Origin of the sequence: Rhizobium sp. RM (genome assembly GCF_013390595.1) — a bacterium.
Taxonomy (GTDB): Bacteria; Pseudomonadota; Alphaproteobacteria; order Rhizobiales; family Rhizobiaceae; genus Agrobacterium.
Window position 1 is genome coordinate 273,014 of the sequence record NZ_JACAWV010000022.1, and the last position, 14,328, is coordinate 287,341.

A 14,328-nucleotide genomic window follows, 5' to 3' on the forward strand; every position below is an offset into this window, starting at 1 on the left:
GGCATCATCATGGACATCATTGACTTCGGCCATTTCAGCCTGACCAGTTCTACCGGCATCATGACCTTTGCCAACCAGGAGGGCCAGGATTGGTATGATCTGAGGCGCAGCCTCACCACCTGGGATAACCAGGGCAACTTTCTGAATGCCATTTATGGTGCCTGGGCGATGGTTGACCCTGCCACGCGCAAAGTGACCAATGTCGAGCATGACCCCTCGCGCATGGTCCCCAATGACAGGATTGTGCTGGGCATTGATGCGGAGCCTTCTGACATCACCGAGGACATGATCTATCGAGATGGCTTGCTGACGCCAGCACCACCCGATCCGCCTGCAACGGAAATCTTCAAACCCGTCTCACGACGCCAGTTGCGGCTGACGCTGGTCAGAAACCAGATTTCGCTTGCCAGTGTAGAGGCTGCGATTGCCTCAATGCCGGAAGGATTGGAAAAACAGGAAGCCGAGATCGAGTGGGCCGATGCCAGTGCGTTTGAGCGGTCGCATCCGACCTTGCTGACGATCGCCTCCGCGCTCGATCTCGATGAATCGGCTGTCGACACTCTGTGGCGGCAAGCACAACAGGCCTGATTTCCGGGCGTGGAAAATTGCTTCAAACGCGAACGATCCACGCCCCGAAACCAAGCAATTCCCCAACAACATGGCAGCAGCACGATGGATGAGGTTATCAGAAGCGAAGTCGAAAAACTTCATGCGCGGATCAACGACATGAAAGAGCGGCTTGTCACGCTGGAAGCGCAGCAACCCCATATCAACGCCGCGCTGATGCGCATTGAAGGCAGTGTCGGCAAGATCGCCGACAGGATACGCAACGCGCTTTGGGCGCTGCTGCTGCTCGTTCTGGGGCCAATGATCGCACTCTTGTTCAAGGCCTTTGCCGCCGGTGCGCTCTCCACCCATCTCTAGATTTGCGCGAACAACCATTCCCCAACAATCCTGCCTCCGTCATCAAAGGAGAGCACCACACATGACGCTCGTCTTCATTCGCATTCTGTTGCGGTATATCGCGGCGATCCTTGTTACCCAGGGGTTTATCGCGCCTGAACTCGGAGACCTGATGTCCGGAGATCCCGATATTGCCATGGCGCTGCAGATCCTCATCGGTGCGCTCATCGCCGCCTTGGCGGAAGGCTGGTATGTGCTTGCCCATAGATTCGGTTGGGCAAGATGACGTGGCTCACCAACCTCCTGCTTGGCGGACTGGTCGAAAAATTCACCGCGCCCTTGCTTGCCGCCTATCAGGCGAAACTGGCTGCAGAAACGGACAGGGATCGTCTCGCCGCCGACGAAACGATCAAGCGCCTTGAGGCAACCCGCGATATTGCCATAGCCGAAACAGCCGATCGCTGGAGCGCCACCCGCGTCGGACGCTGGCTGATCGTCGTTCCCTTTGGCCTCTGGTGGGCGGCAATCTACCTGGTGCAGATCGTCAACCCGTGGTTTGGGCTAAATCTCGTTGTTGTGGATGTACCCAATCACATCAACGAGATGGCGCTGATCCTGATACCGGCAATCGTCATCGGGGATGCCGGCGCGCTGCTGGCTCGTCGCATCCGCCGGTAGCGAACGCCACTTTAATTCGCGCAACGGCAAAAGAGCCGCACTCATCCTCTTTGAACGTCGTCGCGCGCCTTCAGCCAAAGGCCGAATTCCTTTACCACCGCAACGAGCTTCTCCAGACGCCGACCATCGCTGGTCAGCGAATACTCCACCTTGACGGGAATGGTGGGATAGACGGTGCGCATCACCAGTCCCGCCTCTTCCAGGGCACGAAGATCAAGCGTCAACATCCGCTGCGAAATACCCGGCACAAGCCTGCGCAATTCATTGAACCGCTTCGGACCATCCACCAGATAGGAAGCAATCAGCAACCGCCATCGCCCGCCCAGCAGACGCATTGTTTCCTCAACCGAACAGCCGGTCACGCTATCCTTCATAACGGGCGCCTTTCGCGAAGACAGGTATAATTTATGTACCTAGATGACAATATTTTGCGTTCTTACGTTTTTATACCGCCTCCATTAAGTGGGTTTCCTGCCGCGAGCAATACGACACGGGTTCGCGCAGAGACACATTCGGAGACAGCAATGAAACTCTATTATATGCCGGCGGCATGCTCGCTCGCATCGCATATCGTCGCCAACGAACTTGAACTGGCGGTCGAGTTTATCAAGGTAAACGTCAGAGATCGAAAAGACGAAACAGGTGAGGATTTTTACCGGATCAACCCCAATGGTTACATTCCGGCCCTGCAGTTGAATGATGGCCGCGTACTGTTCGAAGGCGCCGCCATTCTGCAATATCTGGCCGATCTGAAACCGGAACGCTGCCTGGCGCCAGCCAACGGAACATTTGAGCGCTACAAGCTGCAGGAAATGCTGGGCTTCCTGGCGACGGAAATCCATAAGGGGTTCATACCGCTGCTCTACGCGGACCTCGCCGGTCGCTATCTGGAGACGGCACGGCCGAAACTGCTAAAACGCTTCGCCTGGATTGATGAGCAACTGGCAAAAGCCCCGTATCTGCTGGGAGACCGCTTCACCGTTGCCGATGCCTATCTGTTCGCGCTGACCGGCTGGGGTCAGGCATCCTGGCTGAAATCCTACTATAACGCCGATATTCGTTTCGATGCCTTCCTCAACCTGCAGGCATGGTACATACGCATGCGGCAAAGAGAGGCAGTGAAACAGTCACTCCAGGAAGAAGGTCTGGCCTTTCATTGACCTCTCACCTCCCGGCGACATCATGCGGCATGGCGCCGGGAATTTCATTCGCCGAACTCCTCCAAGACCGCCTGCACGAAGCTTTGCACCTTCACGGTCGGTCGGCGCCCCGCCGGATAGATCACATGCATCGGCCGAACCGGTCCTTCATAATCCGGCAATACCCGCACAAGCCGACCGGCGGCGATTTCGGCGTCTAATACGCTCTCAGGCCCCAGGGTAACACCGAAACCCTCTTTAGCGGCATGCAACAGTGCTTTCCAGTCGTTGCTGCGGATGCGTCCCGTCGCCTGCACCTCTTCGGTCCTGCCGTTGCGGCTGAACTGCCAGCGGCAGGGAACGGAGGGGGACCAGTAGGCATAGGCCAGGCAATCATGTTTTGCGAGTTCGGCTGGCGTCCTGGGCACGCCGCGTCGCGCCAGATAATCCGGAGACGCGCAGGCAATCAGTCGGTATGGCGCAAGAGGATGGGCAACAAGGGCTGCATCACTGACCTCCCCGACACGCACCATCACCTCGAAACCTTCTTCCAGCGGGTCGACAAAACGGTCGTTCAGCGTCAGGTCGATCTGCATATCCGGGTAGCGGCTGAGATAGCGGGTGACAAATGGCGCGAGGCTGAAGGCGCCAAAGGTCATGGGTGCGTTGACGCGCAGCACGCCTTTCGGACGCGAGCGCATCTCCTTCGCCACGGATTCCGCCGCCTCGACCTCCGAAAGCAGTTGCTTGCAGCGATCATAATAGGCGCGGCCCACATCCGTCAGGCTCTGGCGCCGCGTTGTCCGGTGCAGCAGCGCAGTGCCCAGCCGGTCTTCCAGAAACACGACGTGCTTGGCGACCATCTGCGGCGAGATGCCCATGGCCTCGGCGGCACCGGCAAAAGAACCCAGATCCGCCGATTTGACGAAAACCGCCATGCTGGTAAGCCTGTCCACGATTAACCCCTGACAGTGTTGAATGTCGTTCAATATGGAGAATTTATCCGGTTTTGACATCAAATTAAACCTCCGTCATCCCATCAACACGGAGATACGACATGAACATCGGAATTATCGGCGCAGGTTTTGTCGGCCGCGCCATCGGCAAGCTTGCCGTCGCTGCGGGCCATAAGGTCATGCTCAGCAATTCACGCGGACCGCAAACCCTGTTCAGCCTCAAATACGGCGTTGGCTGCGAGGTCGGCACGGTGGAAGAAGCTGCCGCCTTTGGCGATATCGTGGTCGTTGCCATTCCGCTTGCCGCCTATCGTTCCATTCCGGTGGCGCCTCTGGCGGGCAAGGTGGTGATCGACACCAACAACTACTACCGGGAACGCGATGGTGGCATAGCCGAACTGGATGCCGGCACGACCACGACAAGCGAACTTCTGGCAAAACACCTTCCGCAATCGCGCATCGTCAAAGCCTTCAACGCGGTTACCATGAATGATCTCGAAACGGATGGCCGCCCCGCAGACTCGACTGAGCGCCGCGCCTTGCCTCTTGCCGGTGACAGCAAGGAAGGCAAGGCCATAGCCATCAGGCTTTATGATGAATTCGGCTTTGACGCGGTGGATGTCGGCCCTCTGTCTGAAGGCTGGCGTTTCGAGCGTGACCGGCCAGCCTATTGCGTACCGATGAACACCGACCGCCTCAGACAGACGCTGGCAGAAACCCAACGCTGAAGACGAGAGAACAGCGATCGCATAAAATCGAAGGGGCATCCCGCCCCTTCCTTTCAGTCAACCGGAATATCGCGACGTAAAATCCAGCATCATCCGTGATAGCGCAGCGCCTCAAGCACAACCTTCATCGCCGGCGACATCTGCCGTCTGCTGGCATAATAGAGATGATAGCCCGTAAACGGTTCACACCAGTCGTCGAGTACGCCCTGCAATCTGCCGGCAGCAATGTGCTCCTCGACGAGATCCTCGGGTATATAGGCAATTCCATATCCTTTCATGGCGGCGTCGATCTGCGCGATCGACGAGTTGAAACTCAGTTGCCCATCCACCCTGACCCGAAGCTCGCGGCCGTCCTTTTCAAATTCCCAGGCATAAAATCCGCCCCAGGTAGCCTGGCGCGTGTTGATGCAGATATGCCCGACAAGATCCTGCGGCACCCGTGGAATGCCGTGGCTGGCAAAATAATCGGGTGAACCCACCGCCCGCAAACGCCAGTCCGGACCGATACGCACGGCAATCATGTCCTTGTCGACGCTCTCACCGAGCCGCACACCCGCATCGAAACGTTCCTCGACAATATTGCGCATGCCGTTGTCGCTATAGAGTTCGACGCGGATGTCGGGGTAACCCGAAAGCACCCTGCTCAATTTTGGCCAGACGGTCATCTGCAAGGCGTGGTCGGAGAGCGTCAGACGCACGGTGCCCGAGGGCTTTTCACGAAAGGCGACGAGGTCGGCCAGATCAGCCTCAATTCCCTCAAAACGCGGCGAAAGCGACTGGAACAGACGCTCGCCAGCCTCGGTCGTCGCAACGCTGCGCGTGGTCCTCGTCAGCAGACGCACGCCTAGCCGTGCCTCCAGTTGCTTGATCGTATAGCTGAGCGTCGATTGCGACGTACCAAGTGTCGCTGCCGCCTTGGTGAAGCTCTGCGCCTTCGCAACCTCGAGAAACCACAGCAGATCCTTCATGTCCTCACGCTGCATGGCCGCTCCTATTAATATTGTATTTCGATAAGTCCATGCGGATTAGCACGGATTGTCCGCAAAGTAGAGCGACAATATCCTGGCGCCATAGAGAGAAACCCGGTTTCGACAGGCGGCGCCATATGACACTCACCTACAACGAAAACGTTCAAGCGAAGGAGACGGCGCCCGCTGCCTGGAGCGCGGTGCTATCCATGACACTGTGCGTTTTCGTTCTGATCGCCTCTGAATTTATGCCGGTCAGCCTGCTCACGCCCATTGCCACTGATCTCGGTGTTTCCGAAGGAAATACCGGTCAGGCCATATCGGTTTCCGGCATCTTTGCCGTGCTGACCAGCCTGTGCATTGCCTCCGTCATCCGCAGGCTGGACCGCCGGACCGTCGTTCTCGGCCTGACGGCGCTGCTGATGGTATCGGGCGCCATTGTCACCTTCGCCCCCTCCTACCCCGTTCTGATGCTGGGACGCGCCCTGCTGGGCGTATCGATCGGCGGTTTCTGGTCGATGTCGACATCCATCGTCATGCGGCTTGTCCCCAATGAAGAGATACCGAAAGCGCTCGCTCTGCTGAATGCCGGCAATGCCATCGCGGCAACCGTGTCAGCCCCGCTTGGCAGTCTTCTCGGTGCCTATATCGGCTGGCGTGGCGCCTTCTTTCTGGTCGTACCAGTGGGTCTGCTTGCGCTTGTCTGGCAATGGGTCAGCCTGCCATCCCTTCCCCCTCGTCGGGAACGCGCATCGCTCAACGTGTTCAGGCTTCTGGCGCGGTTGCCGGTGGCAATGGGCATGGCGGCGATCCTGACGCTGTTCATGGGGCAGTTTGCGCTTTTCACCTATCTCCGCCCGTTTCTGGAACAGGTCACACGGGTCCACATCGAAACGCTGTCGCTGTTCCTGCTTGTCATGGGTCTGGCGGGAGCGGTCGGAACCTGGGTGGTCGGAAGAGTGCTGCAACACCGCCTGTTCGGCATTCTGATCACCATCCCGCTGCTGATGGCCGTTGTCGCCCTGTTCATGATCGCTTTCGGGGGTATGAAAATCCCGGTCTTCGCCGCCTTGATCGGCTGGGGCTTCCTCGGCACGGCGGCACCGGTCGGTTGGGGAACGTGGCTGAGCCGCACGCTTCCCGATGATGCCGAGGCCGGCGGCGGGCTTCAGGTCGCCGTCATCCAGCTCGCCATCACGGCGGGGGCATCGGCGGGCGGACTGGTCTTCGATGCGCAGGGCTGGCAGTCGACATTCTCGATGAGCGCGCTTCTCCTGTTCTGCTCCTCGCTTCTTTCCGTCGCCGCATGGCGGGCCGCACGGAACCGGCCATGAAGAGATCGAATGCGCCGAAACCGCAGCGGAGAACACTTCTGGCAACGGCGCTGACAGCCCTCGTCCTGCCCGCACACGTCTTCGGCAAAAGCGCCCCCAACAATCAGGACATGACCGACATGAAGATCAGGCTGACATTCGCCGACAGAAGCATGAGCGCATCGCTCTATGACAATGCATCCGCCCGCGACTTTTTCACGATGCTTCCGCTCAACCTGACGATCGATGACTTCAGCTCCAACGAGAAGATCGCCTATCTGCCGCGCAAGCTCACGACGGAAGGCCACGGTCCATTCGACAACGAGCGCCCATACGACCTCTGCTACTACATGCCCTGGGGCAATCTGGCGATGTTTTACGCCGATTACAAACACCCCGGTCTGATCCGGCTTGGGCGTGTTGATGAAGGCCGGGATGCCCTTCATCTCGCCGGGAAATTTCCACTTCGCATCGAACCCCTCCCATGACCCGAAACCTCAAACACGCAGGAGATTTCTGCATGACCAGACACGTCGAAACAATTGAAACCCTCAACACCAGCAGACGAAATCTGATGAAGACAACCGGCCTGACGGTCGCCGCATTGAGCATGGTAACCGTGGCTGGCCAGTCGGCGGCGTTGGCGCAGGACGTCACATGGGACAAGGTCTTTGCCAAGAGCGACCGTGTTGACCATCAAAAGGTCTCGTTCAGGAACCGCTACGGCATCACGCTCGCCGGTGACCTCTATTTGCCGAAGGATCGCGGCAGCGCACCGCTCGCAGGTCTCGCCATCAGTGGTCCGTTCGGCGCGGTCAAGGAACAGTCATCGGGCCTTTATGCACAGACAATGGCCGAGCGTGGCTTTGCGGCACTGGCCTTCGATCCGTCCTATACGGGCGAAAGCGGTGGTGAACCCCGCAACGTTGCGTCACCCGATATCAACACCGAGGATTTCAGTGCTGCGGTCGATTATCTTGGACTGCAATCTTTCGTTGACCGCGAGCGTCTCGGTATCATCGGTATCTGCGGCTGGGGCGGCATGGCGCTGAATGCGGTGGCCGTGGACAAGCGCGTCAAGGCCGTGGTGGCCAGCACCATGTACGACATGACCCGCGTCATGTCGAAAGGCTACAATGACAGCGTTACCCTTGAGCAGCGCACTCAGGCGCTTGAACAGATGAGCCGGCAACGCTGGCAGGATGCGCAAAATGGCACGCCCGCCTACCAGCCGCCCTATAACGAGCTGAAGGGTGGCGAGGCTCAGTTTCTCGTCGACTACCACGATTATTACATGACGCCGCGCGGCTACCATGCCCGAGCCGTCAACTCCGGAAACGCCTGGAGCCAGACGACGCCGCTGTCATTCATGAACATGCCGATCCTGACCTATATCGCCGAGATTTCACCGCGCCCGGTTCTCTTCGTCCACGGCGAAAAGGCGCATTCCCGCTATTTCAGCGAAACGGCCTTTGCCGCAGCGGCAGAACCGAAAGAGTTGCTGATCGTTCCCGGCGCCAACCACACCGATCTTTATGACCGGATGGACAAGATCCCGTTCGACCGGATCGCCGATTTCTTCGGCCAGCATCTGGCTTGAGACGAACAAAACAAATCACCCCTGAAACTCTGCGTCGCCGATGAACGGCGACGTCAATCCCCACGTCACAGGCCCGTTCGGCAGACGTTTCCTGCCGACCGCGCCTGTCTGCACGACAAAGGATACCGACATGAAAAACATTGCTGCAAGTTTCGCCATCTCCGCCCTCGCCGCCACTGGCGCAGAAGCACAGGAAGAACGCCGGCGGATTGCCCCACCGGCCGTCTATGACGTCGCACCCGGTCTCGGGCATTTCACCGACAGCGTTCTCTTCGGTGAGGTCTGGGAACGGGCCGACCTCTCACCACGCGACCGCAGCCTGGTCACCGTTTCAGCACTCGTTTCGACAGGCAAGACCGCGCAGATTGCCGCCCATATTGGGCGCGCGCTGGACAATGGCGTGAAGCCGGAAGAAATCGGCGAGATCATCACCCATCTCGGATTTTATTCCGGTTGGCCGAACGCCATCTCCGCAGTCACGGAAACCAAGAAGGTTTTCGATGAGCGTAGCATCGCGCCGGTGGAAAACAGCACCGGTCCGCGCATCGAACTGGAAGCCGCCGCAGAGGCAGCCCGCGCAAACACCGTCAACACCGCTGTGGCGCCGACAGCCGCAACGCTCGCAGACCTCACCAACCGCGTCCTCTTCGGCGATCTCTGGCAACGGCCCGATCTCTCCGCCCGCGACCGCAGTCTCATCACGGTTGCCGCGCTGATTGCACTCGGTCAGCCCGAACAATTGCCGTTCCACGCCAACCGGGCCATGGATAATGGCCTGTCACAGGCCGAAGCCTCGGAAGTGTTGAGCCATGTGGCTTTCTACGCCGGCTGGCCTCGCGCCATGTCGGCTGTGCCGGTGCTGAAGCAGGTGCTGGAAGGCAGGAACGCTACCCCGGCAAACGCTGCGAATGCCGATATCGAGATCACCCGCGCAGGAACCGGGATGATTGCGGCGCCAGAGCAGTATTTCACCGGCAAGGTGGAAATCTCGAGCTTCTATCAGGCCGCGCAGCCGGCGCGTGTCGGCGGCGCAACCGTTTCCTTCACAGCGGGCGCACGCACCGCATGGCATACGCACCCTCTCGGTCAGACACTTTATATCCTGAGTGGCCGGGGCTGGGTGCAGAAGGAAGGTGAAGACGTCCAGGAAGTCACCACCGGTGACATTGTCTGGATACCGCCGCTTGTCCGGCATTGGCACGGGGCCTCGGCAGATGAAGCCATGAGCCATTTCGCCGTAGCGGAAGCGCTGAACGGAAGCTCCGTGACCTGGATGGAGAAGGTGGCGGACAGCGACTATGCATCCGGTGCGGCAACGGAGTGAACGCGCCCGCTGCGGTCGAACAAGGCATTGTCTGACCGCGCACATGCCAGCATTCGCAGAACCGGAAAGAGAAGGGGGCGCTCCCTGCCCTTTCTTCTCGACACGACCAATCCGTATCGTAGAAGTTTGTCGATGACATTGCGTCTCGCCGTCTGATTGTGGCACTCTCCACGCCATGGCGGCCTGGGAGATCGTGCGGATGCGGTTTGGTGACAGATTTCGAGTCCTTGTTGCTGCCGTGGCCTTTGCCGCGTTTTGCACTCCATCGGCCAAGGCCGCCGAGCGAACCATCTATCTGACCTTCGATGACGGCCCGCTTCCCGGCACGGAAAATGTTCTGCAGGTGCTGTTCGAAGAAAACGTGCCGGCAACGATGTTCATGGTCGGCCTTCACGTTGAAACGCAAGACGGCGGCCGCGCTGTTCTGAGCGAGGCAAAATCGCTGGATGCCGTCGTCGTCGGCAATCACAGCTACAGCCACGCCCATAACCGCTACAGACAGTTCTATTCGAACAGCGATGGCGTCATTGCGGATTTCGAGAAGGCCAATGGCGTTCTCGGTCTGGCAAAGCCGACGCCTGCGAGATTACCGGGACGGAACGTGTTTCGATTGCAGAACATCCACTCCGAAGACCTTTCGCTCGATGTGCGCGAATGGGGACAGGAGCGGCTGGACTTCGAACTGGTCAGCGAGGCCGGTTTCCGCCTGTTTGGCTGGGATCATATGAATGGGTTCACTACAATGACGGCAAGCCTGTTCAATCCGCGAGGACACTGGTGAACGAGATCGACGCGCTCTTCGCGCATAACCGCTTCGTCACGCGCGGAAAGATGATCCTGCTGATGCACGACCAGATGTTTCAGGACAAGTTCGACGGAGAAAACAATCTTCGCACGGTGATCCGCGAATTGAAGAAACGCGGCTACAAGTTCGAAGATCTGACAACCTACGAACCGCAGGTCGTCGCAAGCGACTGAAAGGCCGGCATAACTACCCCCGCAAAGCTTCGTTGACTTGCAGAATGCGGCTTGCTATTCGGCTCTCATGATGACCGTTACGACCTTTGCCGGCCTGTATTATGCGCTGCTGAAATAGCGGCGGGTTCATCATATTGTTCAACCGCTGCCTGGCCAGCGGTTTGATTTTGACGGACGCCTCTGGCCGTGTGGCCTTTTTCGAGGATGTCATGTCTGACGTTTCCCAAGAACTGCCCCTGATATCGCTGGGGATCATTGGCTTCGGTGCCTTCGGTCAACTGATTGCCGAACACCTTGGCCCGCATTTCGATATCCGCGTCTTTGACATCGCGCCGGATATCGCCCGCGCCGAAAGGCTCGGCGTATCGGTTGTTTCGCTTGAAGCAGCGGCGCAATGCGCCATCGTGGTGTTGGCCATGCCGGTCAGCAGGATGCGCGATGTGCTGATCGAAATTGCCCCGCATCTGAAACCCGCAACGCTCGTGCTCGATGTCGGCAGCGTCAAGACCGGACCCGCTGCCATGATGAAGGAGCTGCTTCCCGACACCGTCGAGATTGTCGCGACGCATCCGCTGTTTGGACCGCAGAGTGCGAGAGGCGGCATTCGCGGGCTGCGGATCGCCGTCTGCCCGGTGCGTGGGCCTCACCTGCGTGTTGCCGCCTTCTTCCGCAGGCTTGGCCTCGATGTCATCGTCACCACGCCTGACGATCATGACCGCGATGCCGCGCAGGTTCAGGGGCTGACACACCTTGTTGCCAACCTGCTTCTGCAGATGGACCTGAGACAGACACGCCTGACGACAAAAAGCTTCGATGCGCTGATGTCCGCCGTGGACATGGTTCGCCACGATGCACCGGAAGTGTTTCAGGCGATCCTCGGCGCAAATCCCTATGCCGGTGACATGATCCGGCAGTTCAAATCGGTCACCTCTGCTCTGGACATGCCATCGGCCCCGTCGCGACCGTGATGTGCGCGCGATGCTACCTGCTGGTCAGGGTCGGACGGAAATCGACGGGAACCGTCCAGACCAGACCGTGCCACGGCTTTGACAGGTGCGTGATGGTGAAATCACGCGCTGCGTCGCGAACCAGGCCAAGCTTTCGCATCACGCTCTGCGAGCGCAGATTGGCTGCACCGGTGTAGGAGACAATGCCGGTCAGGCCGAGATCGGTGACGGCATGTGTCAGCGCCGCCCCCGCACTTTCCGCCGCATACCCATTTCCCCATGCGGCGCGGTTGAACCGCCAGCCGACTTCGAAATGCGGACCGAGGGGATGCTCCCTCGCCATGCGCGGCATCACGCCACAATATCCGAGGAAATCGCCTTTGCTGTCTTCGACCGCCCAGCGGGCAACGCCATGTTCAGCCAGTGCGGTCAGATACCGGTCGAACTTGGCCTCGCTTTCCGCGTGATCGACAGGCCCGCCAAGGTCTTCCATCACCTCCCGGTCGGCATGCATCATCGCGAATGCGTGACGATGGCGATCGTCCAGACGGCATAATTGCAGGCGTTTCGTCACGATCATGTCTGCCATTCCCAGCCAGTTTCCATCAGAGCCGTCGCCCCTAACCTCTTTTCACGACAACGGCGTGAACGCGCCAGCACACGAAGAGCGAAACCGGATTGCATCGCAACGAGAAGCACAATCCCTGCGAGGCACCGGGAGATCGTCTTTTAGACTTGCCTGATAGGCCGGACGCTAAGGTTACAGCCTCTTTTTATTTGGCGGCAGAAGTGTCATTGTCGCGTTTTCGCGGTGCTTCGAATATAGGCTTACAGTGTCGATTCCAGAATACGTTCAGAACAAAACGCGCCTTGCCGCCCTCGACGACTTCGCCGTTCTCGACACCCCGCCAGAACAGGGCTTTGACGACATCGTATCGCTTGCCTGTCTGATCTGCGAAACACCGGTAGCCCTGGTCAGCCTGGTCAGCGGCACACGGCAATGGTTCAAGGCCAAGGTCGGCTTCGAACCCTGCGAGACGGATCTGGACAGTTCAGTCTGCGCCCATGCCCTGCTCGAAAAAGATTTGCTGGTCATTCCCGATCTCACGCAAGACCCGCGCACGAATAAAAACCCGCTGGTCACCGGTTCGCCGCATATCCGTTTCTACGCCGGCGCGCCGCTTCGTGACGAAGCGGGCAACGCGCTTGGCAGCCTTTGTGTCATCGACAACAAGCCACGCCCGGAAGGGCTGAACGAGCAACAGGCCGAAGGTCTGCGCAATCTTGCCCGCCAGGTCATGACGCAACTGGAACTGAAACGTGCGATCAATGCCCGCAACGAGGCGATCACGCGGCAAAACGATCTCGATATTCAGAAGCGACTGACCGAAAACCAGTACAGAACGCTCTTCGACGCCATCGAGGACGGCTTCTGCATCGTCGAAATGAAATTCGATGGTGAACGGGCCGTGGATTATCGTTTCATCGAAATCAACCCCGCTTTTGCAGACCAGACGGGACTGGTGGACGCCCATGGCAAATGGATGCGCGATCTGGCACCCAATCACGAGGAACACTGGTTCGAGATATATGGTCGGGTGGCGCGCTCGGGCGAGGCTGTTCGTTTCGAACACTTCGCCAACGAACTGGAACAACGCTGGTTCGACGTGCACGCGTTTCGCGTTGGCGATCCTTCGGAACTGCGCGTCGGCATTCTTTTTACCGACAACAGTGAGCGCAAGGCCGTAGCGCAGCTCAAGGCCAATGCCGACGAAGCGCAGAAGGTTCTCAACCACGAACTCAGCCATCGCATGAAAAATACCTTTGCGATGATACAGGCGATCGCGGCACAGACGCTTCGGCCCATTCCAGACCGTGAACCTGTCGATGCCTTCATGCAGAGACTGCACGCGCTGTCGACCGCCCACGACGTTCTGCTGCAACAGAATTGGGCCGAAGCCAAAATCGGTGATGTGGTTTCGGCCGTCCTCGGCGCGCTGGTCGATCCGAGCCGTTTTCGCCTCGATGGGCCAAGCGTCGATCTTGGAGCCCGCGCCACACTCTCCATCTCGCTGCTGTTGCACGAACTTGCCACCAATGCCCTGAAATACGGGGCTCTTTCCGTTGCGGAAGGCAGCGTATGCGTTCGCTGGGGTGTAGAGCGGCAGGAAGACGGCGCGGATGAGCTTGTTCTGTCCTGGGACGAAGAAAACGGCCCTCCCGCCGTGGAACCAACCAGCAAGGGTTTTGGCTCGAAACTGATAAAAATGGGCCTCGTGGGAACCGGACAGGTTCGGCTGAGTTACGCTCCATCGGGCTTCAGTGCCGAATTCAAGGCACCGCTTGTTCAGGTACAGGCGGCGTAAGGTATGCCAATGTCAGCGCCCAAGATACTCGTGGTCGAGGACGAACCGCTGTTGCGAATGGCGGCCGTCGACATGATCGAGGCCGAAGGTTTCGAAGCGATCGAAGCTGCGGATGCAACAGAGGCGATTGCCATTCTCGAAGCGCGACCGGATATCACCATCGTCTTTACCGATATCGACATGCCGCGTGGTATGGACGGCATGAAACTGGCAGCCCTTATCCGTGACCGCTGGCCGCCCATTCACCTGATTATCACCTCCGGTCACATGACCCCGGCACAGACAAGTCTGCCGGAAAACAGCGTCTTCTTTTCAAAGCCATACAGGGAAAGAGACGTGATCGCCCAGATGCGGCGAATGGCGGCCTACCCCCCCTGCCCGCAGTTCCCCCAGTCGATGATGGTTTTGGCCGATGCCTGGAGGCAACG

Annotated in this window: 18 protein-coding genes and 1 pseudogene; 15 read left to right on the forward strand and 4 right to left on the reverse strand. The window is 58.9% G+C overall.

Annotation, left to right across the window (positions count from 1 at the left end; genetic code table 11):
- Nucleotides 1-9: 9 nt before the first annotated feature.
- The 4 genes from HWX89_RS17855 to HWX89_RS17870 all read left to right on the forward strand — a co-directional run bounded on the left by HWX89_RS17855 (nt 10) and on the right by HWX89_RS17870 (nt 1,581).
- Nucleotides 10-588 carry a hypothetical protein gene (locus HWX89_RS17855; protein ID WP_138792482.1) on the forward strand — a complete coding sequence of 193 codons (579 nt, stop codon included), beginning with the start codon at nt 10-12 and terminating at the stop codon, nt 586-588.
- Between the two features lie 84 nt (nt 589-672).
- Nucleotides 673-924, forward strand: coding sequence for a hypothetical protein (locus tag HWX89_RS17860; RefSeq protein WP_138792483.1), 252 nt, complete (start codon nt 673-675; stop codon nt 922-924).
- 61 nt (nt 925-985) lie between these two features.
- Entirely contained in the window at nt 986-1,189 is a 204-nt protein-coding gene (locus HWX89_RS17865; protein WP_138792484.1) for a Pam3-gp28 family putative phage holin, read from the forward strand.
- Complete coding sequence (locus HWX89_RS17870) at nt 1,186-1,581, forward strand: hypothetical protein (RefSeq protein WP_138792485.1); 396 nt, start codon at nt 1,186-1,188, stop codon at nt 1,579-1,581. The genes HWX89_RS17865 and HWX89_RS17870 overlap by 4 nt, the downstream gene beginning before the upstream one ends.
- Before the next feature lie 41 nt (nt 1,582-1,622).
- Here the strand turns inward: HWX89_RS17870 and HWX89_RS17875 are convergent, their stop codons facing one another.
- Nucleotides 1,623-1,955: a winged helix-turn-helix transcriptional regulator gene (locus HWX89_RS17875; protein ID WP_138792486.1), complete on the reverse strand. Its 333-nt coding sequence runs from the start codon at nt 1,953-1,955 to the stop codon at nt 1,623-1,625.
- 150 nt (nt 1,956-2,105) lie between these two features.
- Here HWX89_RS17875 and gstA point away from each other — a divergent pair, with 150 nt between their 5' ends.
- Nucleotides 2,106-2,741: a glutathione transferase GstA gene (gene gstA / locus HWX89_RS17880; protein WP_138792487.1), complete on the forward strand. Its 636-nt coding sequence runs from the start codon at nt 2,106-2,108 to the stop codon at nt 2,739-2,741.
- A 44-nt stretch (nt 2,742-2,785) separates the two neighbouring features.
- Here gstA and HWX89_RS17885 read toward each other — a convergent pair whose 3' ends face one another.
- Nucleotides 2,786-3,676: a LysR family transcriptional regulator gene (locus HWX89_RS17885; protein ID WP_138792488.1), complete on the reverse strand. Its 891-nt coding sequence runs from the start codon at nt 3,674-3,676 to the stop codon at nt 2,786-2,788.
- A gap of 77 nt (nt 3,677-3,753) precedes the next feature.
- On the opposite strand from HWX89_RS17885, the gene HWX89_RS17890 reads away from it, so the two are divergent.
- Nucleotides 3,754-4,404, forward strand: a complete 651-nt coding sequence (locus HWX89_RS17890) for an NADPH-dependent F420 reductase (protein WP_353505716.1) — start codon at nt 3,754-3,756, stop codon at nt 4,402-4,404.
- 89 nt (nt 4,405-4,493) lie between these two features.
- Here HWX89_RS17890 and HWX89_RS17895 read toward each other — a convergent pair whose 3' ends face one another.
- A complete protein-coding gene (locus HWX89_RS17895; protein WP_138792490.1) occupies nt 4,494-5,387 on the reverse strand; it encodes a LysR family transcriptional regulator in 894 nt (297 codons plus the stop codon).
- Nucleotides 5,388-5,509: 122 nt separating this feature from the next.
- Between HWX89_RS17895 and HWX89_RS17900 the strand changes: the two genes are divergently transcribed.
- The 7 genes from HWX89_RS17900 (at nt 5,510) to HWX89_RS17925 (ending at nt 11,555) form a co-directional block, all read left to right on the forward strand.
- Entirely contained in the window at nt 5,510-6,706 is a 1,197-nt protein-coding gene (locus HWX89_RS17900) for an MFS transporter (protein WP_138792491.1), read from the forward strand.
- On the forward strand, nt 6,703-7,173 hold the full coding sequence (locus HWX89_RS17905; protein WP_138792492.1) for a cyclophilin-like fold protein: 471 nt from the start codon (nt 6,703-6,705) through the stop codon (nt 7,171-7,173). Before HWX89_RS17900 ends, HWX89_RS17905 begins: the two co-directional genes overlap by 4 nt.
- Before the next feature lie 32 nt (nt 7,174-7,205).
- Complete coding sequence (locus HWX89_RS17910; RefSeq protein ID WP_138792493.1) at nt 7,206-8,285, forward strand: alpha/beta hydrolase; 1,080 nt, start codon at nt 7,206-7,208, stop codon at nt 8,283-8,285.
- Nucleotides 8,286-8,415: 130 nt separating this feature from the next.
- Complete coding sequence (locus HWX89_RS17915; RefSeq protein WP_138792494.1) at nt 8,416-9,609, forward strand: (R)-mandelonitrile lyase; 1,194 nt, start codon at nt 8,416-8,418, stop codon at nt 9,607-9,609.
- A 199-nt stretch (nt 9,610-9,808) separates the two neighbouring features.
- Nucleotides 9,809-10,390, forward strand: a complete 582-nt coding sequence (locus HWX89_RS17920) for a polysaccharide deacetylase family protein (protein ID WP_246705210.1) — start codon at nt 9,809-9,811, stop codon at nt 10,388-10,390.
- A complete protein-coding gene (locus tag HWX89_RS26285; protein WP_246705211.1) occupies nt 10,387-10,587 on the forward strand; it encodes a polysaccharide deacetylase family protein in 201 nt (66 codons plus the stop codon). Before HWX89_RS17920 ends, HWX89_RS26285 begins: the two co-directional genes overlap by 4 nt.
- Nucleotides 10,588-10,796: 209 nt before the next feature.
- On the forward strand, nt 10,797-11,555 hold the full coding sequence (locus HWX89_RS17925) for a prephenate dehydrogenase (RefSeq protein ID WP_138792495.1): 759 nt from the start codon (nt 10,797-10,799) through the stop codon (nt 11,553-11,555).
- Nucleotides 11,556-11,568: 13 nt separating this feature from the next.
- On the opposite strand, the gene HWX89_RS17930 is transcribed toward HWX89_RS17925, so the two are convergent.
- Nucleotides 11,569-12,123, reverse strand: coding sequence for a GNAT family N-acetyltransferase (locus HWX89_RS17930; protein ID WP_138792496.1), 555 nt, complete (start codon nt 12,121-12,123; stop codon nt 11,569-11,571).
- Nucleotides 12,124-12,367: 244 nt separating this feature from the next.
- On the opposite strand from HWX89_RS17930, the gene HWX89_RS17935 reads away from it, so the two are divergent.
- A complete protein-coding gene (locus HWX89_RS17935) occupies nt 12,368-13,900 on the forward strand; it encodes an HWE histidine kinase domain-containing protein (RefSeq protein WP_353505704.1) in 1,533 nt (510 codons plus the stop codon).
- A 3-nt stretch (nt 13,901-13,903) separates the two neighbouring features.
- Nucleotides 13,904-14,266 (forward strand): annotated as a pseudogene (locus tag HWX89_RS17940) (response regulator); the annotation flags it as partial.
- Nucleotides 14,267-14,328: the final 62 nt, after the last annotated feature.

Excerpts from the sequence above, each read along its gene's own strand:
- HWX89_RS17855 (WP_138792482.1), top strand. The coding sequence starts at position 10 with ATGGACATCATTGACTTCGGCCATTTCAGCCTGACCAGTTCTACCGGC.
- HWX89_RS17860 (WP_138792483.1), top strand. The coding sequence starts at position 673 with ATGGATGAGGTTATCAGAAGCGAAGTCGAAAAACTTCATGCGCGGATC.
- HWX89_RS17865 (WP_138792484.1), top strand. The coding sequence starts at position 986 with ATGACGCTCGTCTTCATTCGCATTCTGTTGCGGTATATCGCGGCGATC.
- HWX89_RS17870 (WP_138792485.1), top strand. The coding sequence starts at position 1,186 with ATGACGTGGCTCACCAACCTCCTGCTTGGCGGACTGGTCGAAAAATTC.
- HWX89_RS17875 (WP_138792486.1), bottom strand. The coding sequence starts at position 1,955 with ATGAAGGATAGCGTGACCGGCTGTTCGGTTGAGGAAACAATGCGTCTG.
- gstA (WP_138792487.1), top strand. The coding sequence starts at position 2,106 with ATGAAACTCTATTATATGCCGGCGGCATGCTCGCTCGCATCGCATATC.
- HWX89_RS17895 (WP_138792490.1), bottom strand. The coding sequence starts at position 5,387 with ATGCAGCGTGAGGACATGAAGGATCTGCTGTGGTTTCTCGAGGTTGCG.
- HWX89_RS17900 (WP_138792491.1), top strand. The coding sequence starts at position 5,510 with ATGACACTCACCTACAACGAAAACGTTCAAGCGAAGGAGACGGCGCCC.
- HWX89_RS17905 (WP_138792492.1), top strand. The coding sequence starts at position 6,703 with ATGAAGAGATCGAATGCGCCGAAACCGCAGCGGAGAACACTTCTGGCA.
- HWX89_RS17910 (WP_138792493.1), top strand. The coding sequence starts at position 7,206 with ATGACCAGACACGTCGAAACAATTGAAACCCTCAACACCAGCAGACGA.
- HWX89_RS17915 (WP_138792494.1), top strand. The coding sequence starts at position 8,416 with ATGAAAAACATTGCTGCAAGTTTCGCCATCTCCGCCCTCGCCGCCACT.
- HWX89_RS17920 (WP_246705210.1), top strand. The coding sequence starts at position 9,809 with ATGCGGTTTGGTGACAGATTTCGAGTCCTTGTTGCTGCCGTGGCCTTT.
- HWX89_RS17925 (WP_138792495.1), top strand. The coding sequence starts at position 10,797 with ATGTCTGACGTTTCCCAAGAACTGCCCCTGATATCGCTGGGGATCATT.
- HWX89_RS17930 (WP_138792496.1), bottom strand. The coding sequence starts at position 12,123 with ATGGCAGACATGATCGTGACGAAACGCCTGCAATTATGCCGTCTGGAC.